The sequence below is a fragment of the Staphylococcus sp. 510 genome (assembly GCF_057219715.1).
The window spans coordinates 367,065-385,579 of record NZ_JBXVVK010000001.1; the positions used below are offsets into that span (position 1 = coordinate 367,065).

Sequence of the window (18,515 nt, forward strand, 5' to 3'; positions counted from 1 at the left end):
ATTTACATACTCATGCTTATTAATTCTACTTTAGACACATGTTCAATTTCTCGTAAAGCAATTACTACATCATCTATCATTAAATCTGAAGATGATGCATTTAACGATAAGGTAATTGTCGCTTTATCATTCATCGGTACACTTTGATGTATAGTAAGTACAGATAACTGTAATTGAGAAATTATATTTAATACTTGTGCCAACATACCTACAATATCATTGACATATAGAATTAATGTGAATTCACGATGATCTAATAATTTTTCATCTACAGGAAATATAGTTTCTCTATATTTATAAAAAGCGCTACGTGACAAACCGTATTGTTTTACGGCATCATAGATGGACAACTCAGAATTATTTTTTAATGCATCTTTTATTTTCAAAGTTTTAATTACAGATTCAGGTAAAACATCTTCGCGTATAAGATAAAACTTCCTATATTCTTTATTGTCCATCTTTCACACTCCTATTCTATAAATTCAAATTCTCCACCAAGAATTCTTACGATATCTCCATTGCTACAACCTCTAGCTCTTAGAGCATCATCAATGCCCATTGAGCGCATTTGCCTTGCGAACCTACGTACAGCAGGATCACTATTGAAATCAGTCATCTTGAATGTTCTTTCAATAGCATTACCACTCACAACGTATGCACCATCATCATCTCTTGTAATCGTGAATGTGTCTTGAGATGGTGTATGTTTATACACAACACGGTTTACACCAACATTTTCATCTTCTTCAACAGAGAAATCAATATCTTTAACTTTTTCAAGTTGATCAGCAATCGTATATAATAATTGATCGATATTATCTCTTGAGACAGCTGATAATGGAATTATGATATGGTCATCGCCGATTTCCTCTTTGAATAATTCTAAATTATCTTCAGCATCTGGCATATCCATTTTATTTGCCACTATAATTTGAGGGCGATCTTCTAAACGTTGTTTATATGCCACTAATTCTTTATTAATTACGTGATAGTCATCGATAGGGTCACGACCTTCTGAACCACTCATATCAATCATATGTACGATTACTTTTGTACGTTCAACATGTCGTAAAAATTGATGACCTAATCCTACACCGTCTGAGGCACCTTCGATTAATCCTGGTAGGTCAGCCATGACAAAACTTCTATTATCAGGTGTAGATACAACACCTAAGTTAGGTTTAATTGTTGTAAAGTGATAGGCCCCAATTTTAGGCTTAGCTTTCGAAACGATTGAAAGCAAAGTGGATTTACCCACACTAGGAAAACCTACTAAACCAACATCTGCTAATAATTTTAATTCAAGTGTGACGTCAATTTCTTCACCTGGTTCACCATTTTCACTGAAGTCTGGGGCAGGATTTCTAGGTGTAGCAAAACGTGAGTTGCCACGTCCTCCACGACCACCTTTTGCCACCACAGCCCGTTGGCCATCTTCTACTAAGTCTGCAAGCACTTCTTCTGTTTCAACACTTTTAACAATTGTGCCAGGTGGTACTTTTAATACTAAGTCTTCAGTATTTCTTCCATGCATGTTACTACTTTGACCATTCTCACCTTTTTTAGCTTTAAAGTGCGTTTGGTATCTAAAATCTAATAATGTACGTAGTCCTTCATCTACTTCAAATATTACTGATGCACCTTTGCCACCATCTCCACCAGCTGGTCCACCGAATGGTACATATTTTTCTCTTCTGTAAGCGGTAATACCATTACCACCATCTCCTGCTTTAAGAGATATTTTCACTTGATCGACAAACATATATCTCACCTCTTTTACTCATTTTTGTTTTCATGATCTGTTTAATTATATCATTAAGTCTATGTGTAGAAAAATTTTAGTTCTTAAATTGAATCATTAGGAATCAACATGATTTAATGTGATAACTTTTTTACTTCAGAATAAGATTTTAAACAAAAGAAAACACCAGAAGCCTTCACTTCTGGTGTTAACTAGACAAAATTATTCAGCTACTGCATATACAGAAACTTGTTTTTTGTCGCGACCTTTGCGTTCAAATTTAACAACGCCGTCGATTTTAGCGAATAATGTATCATCGCCACCACGACCTACATTTTCACCAGGGTAAATTTTAGTACCACGTTGGCGATAAAGAATTGAACCACCTGTTACGTATTGACCGTCAGCACGTTTAGCACCTAAACGTTTAGATTCAGAGTCACGTCCGTTTTTTGTAGAACTTACCCCTTTTTTAGATGCGAAGAACTGTAAGTTTAATTTTAACATCGGGATACACCTCACTTATAATTTAATCTGATATTTTCATTATATTCTTCTTCAATAGTTTGTAAAGATACAAGCATTGCTTTCAGAATTAATTGAGCTTCATCGTTATTTGTATCAACACTTCTTATATGAAAATGACCTCCGTCATCGTTATAATCGATGTCCGGCTTTTCTGACGTCAATCCCATAATTGCATTAACACTACCAAATAATACGGCTGAGGCACCAGCACAGACAATGTCATGACCATATTCACCTTGATTAGCATGACCATCCATAACGACATCTGTTACTTTGCCTTCATCATTAACTGTAATATCAACAGTAATCATTATTACGCGTTAATTTTATCGATAGTTAATTTTGTATATGGTTGACGATGGCCTTTTTTACGTTTAGAGTCTTTACGACGTTTGTATGTGAATACAGTGATTTTTTTACCACGACCGTTTTTATTAACTGTTGCAGTAACTGTTGCACCTTCTACTGTTGGCGCACCAACTTTAACTGAATCTCCACCTACAAATAATACTTTATCAAATGTGAAAGAATCACCTTCATTTACGTCTAATTTTTCAACGTAAATTTCTTGTCCTTCTTCTACTTTGATTTGTTTTCCACCTGTTTCAATAATAGCAAACATACTTTGCACCTCCTATATAATAAGTCACGCCATATATAGGTGACATATTCGTGATTTTAATAAATGTCATCATTAATTAAAATACAATTTGTACTTCGACCTATATTTGAGCGGTTGTATGTAGCCTGAAACTACTCAACTACTGCATCTTACCATTACTTATATCCTACTGTCAATCTTGATTTGTATTTTCCTCAAAAATTTTAACATGAGAGGATATAAAATTGTTAATAGTAATAAATTAACTATAAATGTTGGTAATAATCTAAGCAATAAGAATTCAATTAGGTTAAATTGTATAAATCCAATCAATCCGTAAATTAACGCCACATATATTTCTATTGAAATGGTACTTACCAAAATAATAATAAATATCATGACTTTATCTTTATAGAATATTTTAAAGCATCTATCCATGACCACTACAGCTAATATATAACCAAACATGTATAGGCCATAAATGCTTCCATAATATAAATCAGTAATTAAACCCAAAAATATGGCTAGAACTAAAGCCACACTAAAACTACGATAAATGGTTAAAATTAACAAATACATTAAAGTTAAGTGTGGTACAAAAATGACATCAATTTTACCAAAGTGCATAGGAATGACTAAACCAATAATAGTATCAATATAAAAAAGTAGAATACCAATCAAGAAATAATATATTCCTCGCATTAGTTATCCTCGCTTTCATCTTTAGGAAGTGAAGAAGCGTCTCGCTTAGCAACATATACATGATTTAAATCTGATAAATCTGCACCTGTTTTTACTCTTACTTCTTTAGCTAAACCATATTGATCATTCTCTACACTTGTCACTTCACCTATGTATAAACTACTTGGAAGTTGATCTGCTAAACCACTTGTTACAACTTTATCGCCTTTAGAAATACTATCTTTATTATTGATATCACTAATAACTAATTCTTCGTTTTTCGCATCGTAATGATCTATTAAACCAAATACATTTTTAGATTTATGTTGTATATTAACTGATAATCTACCTGCTCTTGTATTCGTTGAAATCAAATCGACTTGTGAAGAAAATTGATTTACTTTAGTAGTTCTTCCAATTAACCCTTCAGATGTCATAACAGCCATATTATTTTTGATACCAGCTTTAGAACCTTTATCAATCACTATAGTATTCATCCATTGGTCTGGATTTCTTGCTATAACAGTAGTAGAAATCGGATCATATTTAGATATATCTTTCATATCTAATTCCTTTTTAAACTTCTTGTTATCAGCCTCTAGACGTTGATTTTTAGCTTCTAATTGTTTGACTTTGTTTTTAGTTTCTTTCGATTCACCCATATTAAAAATATTACCAATTGCTCCAGTAACAAAATTTACAGGATAACTCATCACTCGTTGACCAAATGAAACAGAATCTCCTACATATTGCTCGGGAGGTGATTGAGTTTGAGAGCGAATAGACAAACCAATCAATGCAATAAAAACAATAATTGCACATAAAACAACAATGAGTTTGTTATTTTTAAAAAATTTAAGCACCCAGAACACCTCTTATAAAACTTTAAAATTTATTCTTCCTCACTATTCTATATTACTGCTGAAATGAAATAAAGCACTAACGCTTAATAAAATCATTTTATATCATAATCATTTACTATTGAAGAAAGCAACTTGCAATTTATCAATATTTATTAAGGTAATGATCTACTAATATATTATAAAGGATAATTAATAGACTACCAACTTGTCGTGAGTTGGTAGTCTTTAGTGCGTTACTCTATTCGTTCTCTTTTTGTTGTTTTTCTTGTTTCTTTCTCTCTTTTTTCTCATCTTCACTATAAAGTGTCTCTTCTTTTCTCCAACGTGCAAATAGATTTTGCGCTTTAGCTTGTTCGTTGGCACGTTTTTCTTTTGATTTTTCAACCATTGTCCACACCAACCTTTATCATTTTACTCTATATATAAAGGCTAACGTATTTGAATAAGGATTTCAAACATGTGAATCTAATTATTTTCATATGCCTGTTCATTTTTTAAATCAATATTTTGGCCCAGTTCATGTAAATCCTGTTGCATTTCAAACTCATTATTATAAACTCTGATTGAATCAGAACCGAATTTATAAATAATGAATTCATCACCTCTTTGACCAGCTAAATATTCATCATTATATCCCATTCTACCTATTCCTGATACTGACATAAATTCTTTTTTATTTATCATATTAAATACATTTTTAATTTGACTTGTAGGTACGTTCTTAATTATATCATTATCTTCTATTGAATATCTTTTTCCATGTTGTGGTTGCTTTGTATTGTTATTTGGATTGTCCATATTTTGCTCAGTCTGATTTGGAGGATTGCTAATTGGATTCCACTCTTGGTCTCTTAAAAAAGGCGCATACTTTAATGCGATATAAATAATGATTAAAATAGCGATAACTGCTATAATATTTTTTATTATGCTGAATAAGAACCTCATAATATATCCTCCTTTTCCATTTAAGTTATTATATAAAAATATTAGTGAAAAATATATAGGTCTAAGGAAGTATCATAGTTGTACCTATAGACGGATGTATTCAATAATCAACTTTAGTATAATATTAATATGAGTTTCATGGCGTTAGGAGGTTTTCCATAATGAGTTTATTATCAATTATATTAATTGTATTACTTGTTATTTTACTATTTAGAGTAGGTATATCTATCATCCGCTTTTTAATATCTGTTGGTATAATACTATTATGTATTTATCTTGCTTATCAAGGAATTATTTGGCTAATGGATAATTATGATAAATTAATCGCATATATTCAATAATATAAAAGCTATGGGAATCAATGCAAAAACAATGCGTTAATTTCTCATAGCTTTTTTAGTAAATTTATTTTTTGAAAGTAGTAGATAAAAATCTAAAGAAAATATAACTTAATCCTAGTAAAATACCCCAAATTACACCTACAATTATTGAACCTAATATAACTAAACCAATAGATGCATGTGAATGAGATACTATTGTTCCAATGACAGTAGTCACTACAATCCCTAAAGTTGACAGTCCTATAGTGTATAAAAAAAGTTTTATTGTCATTTTTTGATTTTTAGCATTTAATCGCATGATAAAAATAATGGGAATGAGTACTCCAATAATTAGAAATATAGTCAATTTAATGACCCCCTGATGTCTATTTTCACCTATTATACTATTCCAATTCTATTTATTCTAGGTGAAAACTATTCATTATCAAAGTAACCACACTCTACTAAACTTGTAAACTGATTATCGCCAATAATAATATGATCCAATACATTAATACCCAATATCATTCCACAGTCTCTTAATCTAATTGTCGTATTAATATCTTCTTCTGAAGGCGTAACATCACCTGATGGATGATTATGAACAACAATCATCGAATTACAAGATTCTTTAATAGCAACATTAAAAATTTTTCTAGGGTGAATGATAGAACTATTCAATGTTCCTACAAAGACACACTGTTGTTTGATAACAATATTTTTGGAATTCAATAAAAGCACATAAAAATGTTCTTGCTGTAAATCTTTAAGCTTCGACATCATCAGATCTGCGACATCAGCAGGACAAGTAATTTTAAATACTTCCTGTTGAGATACACTATTTATCCGTTCCCCTATTTCAAATGCAGCCTTTAATGTTATAGCTTTATGATAACCAATACCTTTGACTTTGATTAAATCGTTAATTGATAACTTTTTCAATTCTTTCAACGTGGCTATACCACTTAATAATTCATTGGCAATTTCAATACTAGAACATCCCTTTCTACCTGTATTAATAAGTATTGCTAATAATTCTGAGTTTGATAATGATGCAGCGCCATTGGACACTAATCGTTCACGTGGTTTCTCCGAATTAGCCATTTCTTTAATCCTCAAAAAGGAACACCTCCCATTATTTCCGTCAATGATGGATAAAAGGATGAAACAAAAACAAAAGATAAAAAGATAAATGGAATAAGAGGAACATATTTAATATTGTGGTTGAAAAATATTTTAATAGTAATGCTTAATATGCCACCAATCATAAAAGTGAAAAGAAAAAGGTAAAACATGAAGTTTATTGGTAAGAATAAAGATAGAATGTTAAATAGAAGGATATCACCATAACCGATATAACGATACATTAAAATAAAGAATAGGTGACTAATAATAAATGTGAGGAGAAAAGTATTTAGAAAGATTGGAGTCGTAAAAAATAAAACAGTTGTGAAGATCACTAAGAAAATTAAGCTAATACAATAATCTTCAATATCATTAATTGACATAACCAATAAAAACAGAAAAGTCGTTAAATAAAACTGAGGATTGATATTAATTAATTGGTAATAAATAAGCAATATTGGAAGTATCGCAAGTAACTCACCTATCAAATAACTATATTTTAAAGGTTGCTTACAACATCTCGACTTACCTTTTAAAATAAGGAAACTAAAAATTGGAATGAAATCATAATATTTTAATTTGCTTTTACAATAATCACATTTGGATCTTAATTTTAAGTATCGCTTATCGAAGTGATCATTTGCAGAAAGTTGATATAAAAAGCTAAATAATATCGAGGATACATATGTATAAATAAGCATGACTAATCCTTTCAAAGGGATTATATCACAACATTAAAATAAATACATATTATCATTTTTTTATAATTATAGGTGAAATTAGCTCCATAATTAACAAAAGAGCCAAGATTTCTAATTTTTTTAGAAACCTTGGCTTTATTTTTTGAATATTATTAGTTAATCAAAATTTGTTTTAGATTTAACTTCGCTAATAAAATATAAACTACCTGTGATAATTAGACCTTTTCCATCATAATTCTCTAAAAATTCTACATAATCATCTACTAGCTCAACGTTATCTCTATTGATATTTTCTGCTATTTCTTCTTTTGATAAGGCTTTTGGAAAATCAAAATCAGTGATATAAAAGTGAGACGCAATGTCTTCCAATTTGTTTAACATGTCACAAATAGGTTTCCCTTTAATTGCAGAGAATAATATATCAATTTGATCACGACCATAATATTGTTTAATCGTATCAATTAATGCGTCTACACTTTCATTATTATGCGCACCATCAATTATCATTAATGGATGTTCTTTGACTTGTTCAATTCTACCTATCCAATTGACTGACTCAATACCATCTATCATTTTATTGAAATCAAGTTCTATAATTCCAGCTTCGTTTAATTCAATTAATGCTGTTATAGCTAATGATGCATTTTCTTTTTGATGTTCACCCAACATATTTAAAATAATTGTTTCAAGTTCGTAATCTTTATATCTATAAGTAAATTCATCATCTTGAGAAACTACTATAATTTCTCTATCTAACTCAATAGGTGTTGCATTTTGTTCTACTGCATAGTCTCTAATATATTTTAAAGCATCTTCATTTTTCACTGAATAAATAACTGGTGTATTAGGTTTAATGATATCGCCTTTGTCTTTGGCTATATCTAAATAGGTGTTGCCTAAAATATCAGTATGATCTAAACCTATACTTGTTAAAATAGACATAATTGGATTAAATACATTGGTTGAATCGTTTTTAATACCTAAGCCCGCTTCAATAATAACAAAGTCAACAGGGTGTATTTCACCAAAGTATAAAAACATCATTGTAGTAATAATTTCAAACTCTGTTGCATTCCCTAACTCAGTTTCAACTTCTAACGATTCACTTACTGGTTTAACACGAGAAACTAACTCAACAATTTCATCATTTGAAATGGGATATCCATTTAAACTAATACGTTCATTAAAAGTTTCAATAAATGGAGATGTAAAAGTACCAACTTCATAGTTATTTTCAACCAATGCGGCTCTTAAATAAGCTACTGTCGATCCTTTTCCATTTGTACCGCCTACGTGTATGCCTTTAATATGTTGCTGTGGGTTATTTAGTTTTTCTAGCATCCATTCCACACGTTTAACGCCTGGTTTGATGCCAAACTTAGTTCTTTCATGTATCCAATACAAGCTATCTAGGTAATTCATGATACATACTCCTATGCTTTTAATTGTTCAATTCTTGCTTTAACACCATCATACTTTTCTTTGTAATGTTTTTGTTTTTCTTTTTCTTCATTAATAATTTTTTCAGGTGCTTTATTGACAAAGTTTTCATTGGCCAATTTCTTATCCACACGGTCTAATTCACTATGTAATTTATCTAATTCTTTTTCTAAACGTGCAATTTCTTTATCCATATCAATTAAACCTTCTAAAGGTAAGATGACTTTACCTGCTAACACTACAGATGTCATTGCTTTCTCAGGAATGTCTATATCAACATTGATTGTCAATTCACTAGGATGACAGAATCGTTCAATATAATCAGCATTATCTGTTAATGTTGATTGAATATTACTATCTTTAGCCTGAATCATAATAGGAATGGCTTTAGATAATGGTGTATTAACTTCTAATCGAGATTGTCTAATTGATTTGATAATTTCAACTAATTGTTGCATTGTTTGCTTACTATCATCAAACATAAGTTCCTTATCTACTGTTGGCCAAGATGCTTGAACAATTGTTTCGCCTTCATGAGGTAAACTTTGCCAAATTTTCTCTGTAACAAATGGCATAAATGGATGTAACATTCTCATAATACGATCTAACACATAACTTAATACAGAACGTGTCGTTTGTTTTTGGTCTTCATCCTCGCCATTCATAGGTATTTTACTCATTTCAATATACCAATCACAGAATTCATCCCAAATGAAGTTATATAGTGCTCGACCCACTTCACCAAACTCATATTTATCACTTAAATCTGTAACTGTAGCGATTGTTTCATTTAGACGCGTTAATATCCATTTATCTGCTAAAGATAAGTTTCCTGATAAATCAATATCTTCTACATTAAAATCTTCACCAATATTCATTAAACTAAATCTTGCTGCATTCCATATTTTGTTAATGAAATTCCATACTGATTCAACCTTTTCAGTTGAATAACGTAAATCTTGTCCAGGTGCAGAACCTGTGGCAAGGAAGTATCTTAAACTATCAGCACCATATTCATCAATAACATCCATAGGATCCACACCGTTACCTAAAGATTTACTCATTTTTCTACCGTCTTCCGCTCTAACTAATCCATGTAACAGAACATCATTAAATGGTCTACGGTCTGTGAACTCTAATCCTTGGAATATCATACGTGCAACCCAGAAGAAAATAATATCATAGCCTGTTACTAATACATTAGTTGGGAAGTAACGTTTAAAATCTTCTGCATCTACGTCTGGCCAACCTAGAGTTGAGAATGGCCATAAAGCACTTGAGAACCAAGTATCTAAAACATCTTCATCTTGAGTCCAATTTTCTATATCTTCTGGTGCATTTTCACCTACGTAGACTTCGCCAGTTTCATTGTGATACCAAGCAGGAATTTGATGCCCCCACCAAAGTTGTCTTGAAATTGTCCAATCTCTGATTTCTTCCATCCATCGATTAAATGTATTTTCAAATCTAGGTGGGTAAAAATCAATACGATCATCTGTTTTTTGATTATCTAAAGCACGTTGTGCTAAAGGTTTCATTTTAACAAACCATTGTGTAGATAAATAAGGTTCTACTACTGCACCAGAACGTTCAGAATGACCAACAGAATGCATATGTTCCTCAATCTTAATAACCAAACCTTGTTCTTTTAAGTCTTCAACTAATTGTTTACGACATTCAAAACGCTCAAGTCCTTCATATTTACCAGCATGATGATTCATGTGACCTTTTTCGTCCATAACGATAATGTTTTCTAATTGATGACGTTGACCAATTTCAAAGTCATTAGGGTCATGTGCCGGCGTTACTTTCATAGCACCCGAACCAAAGTCGATATCTACATATTCATCTGCTAATATAGGTAATTCTCTACCAACAATTGGTAATATCATCTTTTTGCCAATAACATCTTTGTATCTCTCGTCATTTGGGTTAACAACAATAGCTGTATCACCTAACATCGTTTCTGGGCGTGTTGTAGCGATTTCAATATATCCATCTCCATCAGCATATGGATATTTAAAATGATAAAATGCACCTTGTACATCTTCATGAATCACTTCAATATCAGATAAAGCCGTACGAGCTTGAGGATCCCAGTTGATTATACGTTCGCCTCTATAAATAATACCTTTGTTATAAAGATCAACAAATACTTTTTTAACAGCTTTACTTAAACCGTCATCCAAAGTAAAACGTTCTCTACTATAATCTAAACCTAACCCTAATTTAGCCCATTGTTTACGAATGAAGGACGCATATTCTTCTTTCCAATCCCAAGCTTGTTCTAAGAATTTTTCACGACCAATATCATGACGTGAAATACCTTGTTCATTTAGTTTAGCTTCTACTTTAGCTTGTGTAGCGATACCAGCGTGATCCATACCAGGTAAATATAAAGTGTCAAAACCTTGCATACGTTTCATGCGTGTAATGATATCTTGTAATGTTGTATCCCAAGCATGACCTAAATGTAATTTACCAGTTACATTTGGTGGTGGAATAACGATTGTATATGTTTCTTTATTAGTGTCTTCTGATGGTTTGAAATAACCATTTTTTACCCATTCATCATATCTTCCAGCTTCTACTTCGCGTGGATTATATTTCGGCTTCATTTCCATAAAGTAAATCCTCCTCAAAAATAAAAAACACCCATCCTATATACATAGGACGGATGTTCCGTGGTACCACCTATATTCAAGAAAGTAGTTAGTCTGTATATGTCTCAACCTTCTACTTTCGAGCACTCTAGAATTTGATTAACGCTCAAACACGCTTTTGCCTACTCTTTTCTTCGTTCAATCAGCAAAAGGACTAAGTGGGCTACCTTCAGTAGTAATTATTGTGTATTTTCACCAACCATACACTCTCTAAAAAATAATTAAAACCTACTCTTCCCAAATGTTATATTCATTTACTTAATTATAGTATAATGGAAATTCGCATAAGTCAATCTATTAGGAGGAATTTTATGAACCCTTGTGCCTTTGGTACCAAAGATCCAATTTATATAGAATATCATGATCAAGTTTGGGGTCAACCGATGTACGATAGTAAAGATTTATTTAAACTATTGGCTCTAGAATCTCAACATGCTGGTCTATCTTGGTTTACGATACTAAAAAAGAAATCCGCTTATGAAGAGGCATTTTATCAGTTTGAACCTAAAAAGATAGCGGCAATGACTGAACAAGATGTCGACAACTTAATGACATTTCCTAATATTGTCCATCACAGAAAGAAATTAGAAGCTATTATTGCACAAGCGAAAGGTTATTTAGAAATTGAGAAGGATTATGGTAGTTTCAGTACGTTTTTATGGTCTTATGTTGATGGTAAACCTATCGACATGGGATATGTAAAGCCTGAAGATCGCATTACGGTAGATGACCGTGCTAAAGCAATTTCCAAAGATTTAAAAAAATATGGTTTTAAATTCCTAGGACCCATAACAGTATTTTCATTCTTGGAGGCAGCTGGATTATATGATGCCCATTTAAAGGATTGCCCTCAAAAACCAAAACATGATTAAAATTTAAAAGACGTATATCATAGCTTTCTCAATAAGCATTTGATATACGTCTTTTAATTCTATTAAATATTTACGACCGTTTAGCTCTATATTTCAAAAAGTAATTAATTAATGGTGCGATTAAAAACAAAATAAAGAAGATTCTAAATATATGATAACTCGATATCATAGCCACATCTGCACCTGTTTCAATCGCAACTAATACTATTTGACTCATACCACCTGGTGCTGCACCTAAAAACAACTCGTTGATTGAATCATGTGTAAAGAAATGTAAGATACAAACCATTACGAAAGCACTTAATATAAGCATTATATTTTGAAACGCAATCGCTACGGCTATTCTACCTTTCAAGTCTGAAAGCAAACGAGCAATCTGTAACCCTATTCGAATCATATACACTACTTGTGCTGATGCTAGTAACCAATTATCTAATGCAAATGTTATATCAGTCGTAATATTCCAAATGATTAAGACTATAATTGGTGCCAATAATTGTTTTGTTGGAAAATTGATCTTAGCCATTATCCAATAAACTACAATGATTGCTAACACAAGAAATATAAATTGCCAAATGTTTAAAATATCAGTTAACGGTTTCGCTTTAACTATTGGTTCTCCGCTACTATGATCATTTTGAAAGAAATATGAAATTAAAGGTACTAAAATAACAACGAAAATAATTCTTGATGTTTGTGTTAAACTAACAACTAAAATATTCGCCTTTTTATCTTCCTCTGCCATGGCTAACATTTGGCTTAAAGCACCCGGAATGACACTTAGTACAGCTGTTTCGGTATTTACATCTGCAATCTTCTTAAATAATAATGCGATTAATAGTGCTAATACGAGCAAAAGAACTGATACAAGAATAATTGTTAACCAACTTGCTTGAATATCTTTTATGACAGTTCTAGTGAATGTTGATCCTATTTGAACACCTAAACAAATCAACCCAATTTGACTGATCCAAAACGGCCATTTAATGTTTAATTTAAATATTTTTATACATATTATAGCCGCTATAATGGGCCCGAACATAAAAGGTAATAATATATGTGATACCTTTAATAGCAAACTTATAAAAATGGATAATGCTAATATAATTAGGTTATTTCTATTTATTATTTTCATACGCACACTACCTTTTATAAATGTGTGAAATGATGTGAAATTTACTTATATAAATTAAGAGCCTGGGTATAATGAGATATCCCAGGCTAAAATATCATTAATTTAATTTTTATTTTACAATACGACTTAATGAATTATCAAATGCTTGAATGGTTTTTTCAATATCTTCTTGAGTATGCGCCGTTGATAAGAAAGTGCCTTCAAATTGAGATGGTGGTAAGAATACGCCTTCTTTTGCCATTTCTCTATACATCTCACTAAATAATTTCAAGTCACTTTTATTGGCTTGTTCAAAGTTTGTGACTGGCCCTTCATTTAAGAAATAACCAATCATTGAGCCAGCTCTATTAACAGTGATAGGAACTTGATGCTTAGCAAAGACTTCTTTTAATCCTTTTTCAAGTAAATCTCCAAGTTCATTAAAATAATCATATGATTCAGGTGTCAATTGACTAAGTGTTTCATATCCACTTGTCATTGCTAATGGATTACCTGATAAAGTACCTGCTTGATAAATATTGCCTACTGGTGCAATATGGTCCATAATCTCTTTTTTACCGCCAAACGCTCCAACAGGTAAACCACCACCTATTACTTTGCCTAAACATGTTAAATCTGGTGTGACACCAAAATAACCTTGGGCACAGTTATAACCAACTCTAAAGCCAGTCATAACTTCATCAAAAATCAATAAAGAACCGTATTCATTAGTAATGTCTCTTAATCCTTGTAAAAAACCTTCCACAGGTGGCACTACACCCATATTACCAGCAACTGGTTCAACAATAACTCCAGCGATATCATCACCATATTTTTCAAAAGCCAAACGTAATGAATCTAAATCATTATATGGCACAGTTATTGTATTTTTAGCAATGCCTTCAGGTACACCAGGTGAATCAGGTAAACCTAATGTTGCCACACCTGAGCCAGCTTTAATTAATAATGAATCGCTATGTCCGTGGTAACAGCCTTCAAATTTAACAATTTTATTGCGTCCAGTATAACCACGCGCTAATCTTAATGTATCTAATGTAGCTTCTGTGCCTGAAGATACCATTCTAACTTTTTCAATTGAAGGTACTCTATCAATTACTAATTGTGCTAGTTTATTTTCTTGTAATGTAGAGGCACCAAAACTAGTGCCATTATCCACTGCCTTATGAAGATTTTCGATAACTTGTTTATTTTTATGCCCTAAAATAAGCGGCCCCCAACTTAACACATAATCAATATATTCATTACCGTCAATATCATATATTTTTGAACCTTCTGCATGATCCATAAAAATTGCAGGTGTGTCCACTGATTTAAAAGCACGTACTGGACTATTTACACCGCCAGGCATTAAATCTTCAGCAATTTCCATTGCTTTAATTGATTTTTCATATCCCATAAATGTTGCCTCCTCTTTATTATCCTCTTTGTTATTTATCTAAATAATGACAAATATCTTTAGCAAAATAAGTAATAATCATATCTGCACCGGCACGTTTCATTGAAACCATTTGTTCCATCACAATCTTTTCTTCATCAATCCAACCATTTAATGCAGCAGCTTTTGTCATACTATATTCACCACTAACATTGTATGCAACAACAGGAACATTAGTATGATTTTTAACATCTCTAACGATATCTAAATAACTTAAAGCAGGTTTAACAATCATCATGTCACAACCTTCTTTTAAGTCACTTTCAAGTTCTCTCAATGCCTCTAAACGGTTGGCAGGATCCATTTGATATGTTTTACGATCGCCGAAAGAAGGCGCTGAATCAGCAGCGTCTCTGAATGGCCCAAAGAAACTTGAAGCATATTTAATACCATAACTCATGATTGGTACATTTTGATAACCGGCATCATCAAGTCCTTGTCTAATTTCAGTAACAAATCCATCCATCATATTACTTGGTGCAATGATATCTGCACCTGCTTCTACTTGAGAAATTGCTGTTTTGACTAGTAATGGTAATGATTTATCGTTATCTACATCATGTGTGTGGTCGTCAATCACACCACAGTGACCATGATCAGTATATTCACATAGACATGTGTCAGCAACAATCAATAAGTCACTATACATTTTTTTAGCAATGCGTGTTGCTTCTTGCACTACTCCATTATGATCATATGCACCAGAACCAACATCATCTTTATCGTTTGGTACACCAAAGAACATAATTGCTCTAATACCTAAGTCATACGCTTCTTTAATTTCATTGTGTAATAAATTTAAACTGATTTGATATACGCCAGGTAATGATTTGATTTCAGTTTTAACATCATCTTTTTCAACTACAAAAATTGGGTAAATTAAATCTTCTTTTCTTACATGTGTTTCGCGAACCATGTCTCTCATTGTTTGAGAAGAACGAAGTCTTCTATGTCTATCAAATTTCATTTTAGTCCCTACTTTCTACTACTTTGTCTATCAATGACTCTAACGTTTGTTTATTTGCAACAATAGCTGGTTGATTATATGAATGTAGTGTATTTGCTGTTTGCTTGCCTATTGCAAAATAGTAATCAAACTTAGGTTTTGGGTCTTCATTAAAATAATAACGTACTGAAGATGAACTTGAAAATGTTAATGCATCAATTTTGTTATTAAAAATTAATGATTTAACTTCATCTATATGTTTGTAATGTGGTACTGGCTCGTACAAATCAATTTTAACAACATTATTATTACGAGCTAATGTATCTCTCAATAGAGGCCGTGCTTGTTTACTAGAAGGTATTAATATTCTTTGATTATATTTTTGAAATTGATTAATCAACCCTTCTTGTGAGTAATCTTGTGGAATTAAATCTACAGGAATTTTTAATGCACGACAATATTGAGCCGTTTTTTCACCAACAACTGCAATTTTTTTGAAATTAACAACATGCATATAAGGTAAAAAGAACTTAACCGCGTTTTTAGACGAAAAAATAAGCCAGTCATAGTTATCTTTTAACAAACGCGAATCAAATTCAAGTGGTTTTATATCTATAAATGGTTTGTGAATAATCGTAACCAAATCACTTTGAATTTTACTTGTTTGCGTCATAACTACAACTGGTTTCATTTTAAATAGTCACCTCGAAGATTATTGTTCTTCATTTAATTTTCTAATAATTTCATATGCGCCTTGTTCTTTTAGAACACGGCTTACTTCTTTACCTAATTCTGTTGGAGATTCGCCAATAGCTGTATGTTCATATCGTTCTGTTCCATCAGGTGTCATAATTAGTCCAGTAAATTCGATTTGCTGTTGACTATTAATTGTTGCATATCCACCAATTGGTACTTGGCAACTTCCATCCATTTCGGCTAAAAATGTTCTTTCTGCTGTAACGCATTTTTCAACATCTTTATTATGAACCTCTTTCAATAGTTCTAATAATTCTTCATCATCACTTCTGCATTCAATACCAAGTGCACCTTGACCGATAGCTGGTAGTAAAATATCTTTATCTAAATAGGTTGTTACGATATCATCAGACCAACCCATTCGTCTTAAACCAGCTGCTGCTAGGATAATAGCATCGTAGTCTTCTGTTTCAAGTTTTTGCAATCTTGTATCAATGTTACCTCGTATCCATTTGATTTCTAGATGAGGATACTTAGATAAAATTTGAGCGCCTCTTCTTAGTGAGCTTGTTCCAATAATGCTACCTTCAGGTAATTCTCTTAAAGGTGTATGATTTTTGGAGATATAAGCATCAAAAGGGACCTCTCTATCAGGTATACAGCCTAATGTTAATCCTTCAGGAATCACACTAGGTACATCTTTTAATGAATGAATAGCCATATCAATTTGTTTTTCAAACAATTCATTTTGAATTTCTTTAACAAATAAACCTTTACCACCAACCTTAGATAATTGCTTATCTACAATACGATCACCTTTAGTAACTATTTCCTTAATTTCAATATCCAAGTCAGGACGTACCTGTTTCAATTTATCAATAAATTGCTGACTCTGAGTTAAAGCTAGTTTACTTCTTCTTGATCCTACTACTAACTTGCGCATGTTTTGCTGCCTCCTAGAAAAACACTCGTTCTCTTTTCCAACCTATCAATAAACACTACAAGCTAATTTACGAAAAATGTGTAGTGAAAAATAAGTTGAACATACATAAACAGAATAAAATAATATTAAAATATATAAGATTCTTTTGATTGATAATCTTTTTCACTCTAAATATTAAATAAATACCATACAATAGTGTAATAACTGAAGAAAAAATAACTTTTGGATCAATAAATATTTGTTGACCTACTGAAAATACACCCCATTGTGCTCCCAGGATAATACTAAATATAAGTATAATCCATCCTGCCAAAGTGGTAAAAAAGACAATGGACTCTAATGTAGCTACACTGCCTATTCTAAAATACTTCTGATCAAAATTCTTTTCTTTCAAATTACGATATTGAATGATATAAAGTAAACAATTTACGAAAGCTAAAGCAAAGAATGCATAGCTCAAAATTGCCAAACCAATATGGACAAGTAACAATTCGTTAATAACTGCCACTTGTTGTACTTGACTATGATACCGATCCGGCTGAAATGTATTCATTGCCATTAATACAAAACCAATTAAATTTAAAAAGAACACAGAAAAATTTAATGCTTTTATCACATTCAAAATGAGTGATAAAGAGATTATAATCCACGTAAGTGAGAAAAATACATCAAACAGTGATCCTAATGGAGCATGTTTTGTTTGTATAATAAAAACAGATAAAGAGATTGTTTGTAATACCCAAACAATCCCCAATGTATATATGCCAAATACTCTAATCTTATGACTTTTGCGTACAAAATCTAGAAAATAGCAAACAATGCTAATTAAATATATGATTAATATTATTTCATGAAATCGAATAAACAGGTTTTCTTGCAT

Annotated in this window: 22 protein-coding genes and 2 other annotated features; of the genes, 2 read left to right on the forward strand and 20 right to left on the reverse strand. The window is 31.7% G+C overall.

Annotation, left to right across the window (positions count from 1 at the left end; genetic code table 11):
- Nucleotides 1-2: 2 nt before the first annotated feature.
- The 9 genes from AC2D8K_RS01710 to AC2D8K_RS01750 form a co-directional block, all read right to left on the reverse strand.
- A complete protein-coding gene (locus AC2D8K_RS01710) occupies nucleotides 3-458 on the reverse strand; it encodes an ACT domain-containing protein (RefSeq protein WP_002451798.1) in 456 nt (151 codons plus the stop codon).
- A gap of 11 nt (nucleotides 459-469) precedes the next feature.
- Nucleotides 470-1,762: a GTPase ObgE gene (obgE, locus tag AC2D8K_RS01715; protein ID WP_002451797.1), complete on the reverse strand. Its 1,293-nt coding sequence runs from the start codon at nucleotides 1,760-1,762 to the stop codon at nucleotides 470-472.
- Nucleotides 1,763-1,963: 201 nt separating this feature from the next.
- Nucleotides 1,964-2,248, reverse strand: a complete 285-nt coding sequence (rpmA, locus tag AC2D8K_RS01720; protein ID WP_002451796.1) for a 50S ribosomal protein L27 — start codon at nucleotides 2,246-2,248, stop codon at nucleotides 1,964-1,966.
- Nucleotides 2,249-2,259: 11 nt separating this feature from the next.
- On the reverse strand, nucleotides 2,260-2,580 hold the full coding sequence (locus AC2D8K_RS01725) for a ribosomal-processing cysteine protease Prp (protein ID WP_002451795.1): 321 nt from the start codon (nucleotides 2,578-2,580) through the stop codon (nucleotides 2,260-2,262).
- A gap of 2 nt (nucleotides 2,581-2,582) precedes the next feature.
- Nucleotides 2,583-2,891, reverse strand: a complete 309-nt coding sequence (rplU, locus tag AC2D8K_RS01730; RefSeq protein WP_002451794.1) for a 50S ribosomal protein L21 — start codon at nucleotides 2,889-2,891, stop codon at nucleotides 2,583-2,585.
- A 12-nt stretch (nucleotides 2,892-2,903) separates the two neighbouring features.
- Nucleotides 2,904-3,017, reverse strand: a sequence feature (ribosomal protein L21 leader region).
- Between the two features lie 33 nt (nucleotides 3,018-3,050).
- Nucleotides 3,051-3,572: a rod shape-determining protein MreD gene (gene mreD, locus AC2D8K_RS01735; protein WP_002451793.1), complete on the reverse strand. Its 522-nt coding sequence runs from the start codon at nucleotides 3,570-3,572 to the stop codon at nucleotides 3,051-3,053.
- The gene (gene mreC / locus AC2D8K_RS01740) at nucleotides 3,572-4,414 is read right to left on the reverse strand and encodes a rod shape-determining protein MreC (protein WP_002451792.1); all 843 of its coding nucleotides are present in this window, start codon (nucleotides 4,412-4,414) and stop codon (nucleotides 3,572-3,574) included. The genes mreD and mreC overlap by 1 nt, the downstream gene beginning before the upstream one ends.
- 238 nt (nucleotides 4,415-4,652) lie before the next feature.
- Nucleotides 4,653-4,802, reverse strand: coding sequence for a hypothetical protein (locus AC2D8K_RS01745; protein WP_002451791.1), 150 nt, complete (start codon nucleotides 4,800-4,802; stop codon nucleotides 4,653-4,655).
- Between the two features lie 77 nt (nucleotides 4,803-4,879).
- Nucleotides 4,880-5,359 (reverse strand): DUF4930 family protein, encoded by a 480-nt coding sequence (locus AC2D8K_RS01750; protein WP_002451790.1) that lies wholly within the window; start codon nucleotides 5,357-5,359, stop codon nucleotides 4,880-4,882.
- A gap of 161 nt (nucleotides 5,360-5,520) precedes the next feature.
- Here AC2D8K_RS01750 and AC2D8K_RS01755 point away from each other — a divergent pair, with 161 nt between their 5' ends.
- A complete protein-coding gene (locus tag AC2D8K_RS01755) occupies nucleotides 5,521-5,700 on the forward strand; it encodes a hypothetical protein (RefSeq protein WP_002451789.1) in 180 nt (59 codons plus the stop codon).
- 64 nt (nucleotides 5,701-5,764) lie between these two features.
- On the opposite strand, the gene AC2D8K_RS01760 is transcribed toward AC2D8K_RS01755, so the two are convergent.
- The 5 genes from AC2D8K_RS01760 to AC2D8K_RS01780 form a co-directional block, all read right to left on the reverse strand.
- Nucleotides 5,765-6,046 (reverse strand): hypothetical protein, encoded by a 282-nt coding sequence (locus AC2D8K_RS01760; protein ID WP_037552445.1) that lies wholly within the window; start codon nucleotides 6,044-6,046, stop codon nucleotides 5,765-5,767.
- A 68-nt stretch (nucleotides 6,047-6,114) separates the two neighbouring features.
- Nucleotides 6,115-6,798, reverse strand: a complete 684-nt coding sequence (gene radC, locus AC2D8K_RS01765) for a RadC family protein (RefSeq protein WP_484697887.1) — start codon at nucleotides 6,796-6,798, stop codon at nucleotides 6,115-6,117.
- Nucleotides 6,795-7,505: a prepilin peptidase gene (locus AC2D8K_RS01770; RefSeq protein WP_484697908.1), complete on the reverse strand. Its 711-nt coding sequence runs from the start codon at nucleotides 7,503-7,505 to the stop codon at nucleotides 6,795-6,797. The genes radC and AC2D8K_RS01770 overlap by 4 nt, the downstream gene beginning before the upstream one ends.
- A 156-nt stretch (nucleotides 7,506-7,661) precedes the next feature.
- Nucleotides 7,662-8,927: a bifunctional folylpolyglutamate synthase/dihydrofolate synthase gene (locus tag AC2D8K_RS01775; RefSeq protein ID WP_002451785.1), complete on the reverse strand. Its 1,266-nt coding sequence runs from the start codon at nucleotides 8,925-8,927 to the stop codon at nucleotides 7,662-7,664.
- 11 nt (nucleotides 8,928-8,938) lie between these two features.
- Nucleotides 8,939-11,569, reverse strand: coding sequence for a valine--tRNA ligase (locus AC2D8K_RS01780; RefSeq protein WP_484697888.1), 2,631 nt, complete (start codon nucleotides 11,567-11,569; stop codon nucleotides 8,939-8,941).
- Between the two features lie 42 nt (nucleotides 11,570-11,611).
- Nucleotides 11,612-11,862: a binding site (T-box leader), on the reverse strand.
- Between the two features lie 57 nt (nucleotides 11,863-11,919).
- Between AC2D8K_RS01780 and AC2D8K_RS01785 the strand changes: the two genes are divergently transcribed.
- Complete coding sequence (locus AC2D8K_RS01785) at nucleotides 11,920-12,480, forward strand: DNA-3-methyladenine glycosylase I (RefSeq protein ID WP_484697890.1); 561 nt, start codon at nucleotides 11,920-11,922, stop codon at nucleotides 12,478-12,480.
- A 70-nt stretch (nucleotides 12,481-12,550) separates the two neighbouring features.
- Here the strand turns inward: AC2D8K_RS01785 and AC2D8K_RS01790 are convergent, their stop codons facing one another.
- From AC2D8K_RS01790 to AC2D8K_RS01815, 6 genes are all read right to left on the reverse strand, one after another.
- Nucleotides 12,551-13,615: an AbrB family transcriptional regulator gene (locus tag AC2D8K_RS01790; RefSeq protein WP_037552443.1), complete on the reverse strand. Its 1,065-nt coding sequence runs from the start codon at nucleotides 13,613-13,615 to the stop codon at nucleotides 12,551-12,553.
- 109 nt (nucleotides 13,616-13,724) lie between these two features.
- Nucleotides 13,725-15,011 (reverse strand): glutamate-1-semialdehyde 2,1-aminomutase, encoded by a 1,287-nt coding sequence (gene hemL / locus AC2D8K_RS01795; protein ID WP_002451781.1) that lies wholly within the window; start codon nucleotides 15,009-15,011, stop codon nucleotides 13,725-13,727.
- 31 nt (nucleotides 15,012-15,042) lie between these two features.
- Nucleotides 15,043-16,017, reverse strand: coding sequence for a porphobilinogen synthase (gene hemB, locus AC2D8K_RS01800; RefSeq protein WP_002451780.1), 975 nt, complete (start codon nucleotides 16,015-16,017; stop codon nucleotides 15,043-15,045).
- A gap of 1 nt (nucleotide 16,018) precedes the next feature.
- A complete protein-coding gene (locus AC2D8K_RS01805; protein ID WP_002451779.1) occupies nucleotides 16,019-16,687 on the reverse strand; it encodes a uroporphyrinogen-III synthase in 669 nt (222 codons plus the stop codon).
- A gap of 21 nt (nucleotides 16,688-16,708) precedes the next feature.
- Nucleotides 16,709-17,635 carry a hydroxymethylbilane synthase gene (hemC, locus tag AC2D8K_RS01810; RefSeq protein WP_002451778.1) on the reverse strand — a complete coding sequence of 309 codons (927 nt, stop codon included), beginning with the start codon at nucleotides 17,633-17,635 and terminating at the stop codon, nucleotides 16,709-16,711.
- A 67-nt stretch (nucleotides 17,636-17,702) separates the two neighbouring features.
- The gene (locus AC2D8K_RS01815; RefSeq protein WP_002451777.1) at nucleotides 17,703-18,515 is read right to left on the reverse strand and encodes a cytochrome C assembly family protein; all 813 of its coding nucleotides are present in this window, start codon (nucleotides 18,513-18,515) and stop codon (nucleotides 17,703-17,705) included.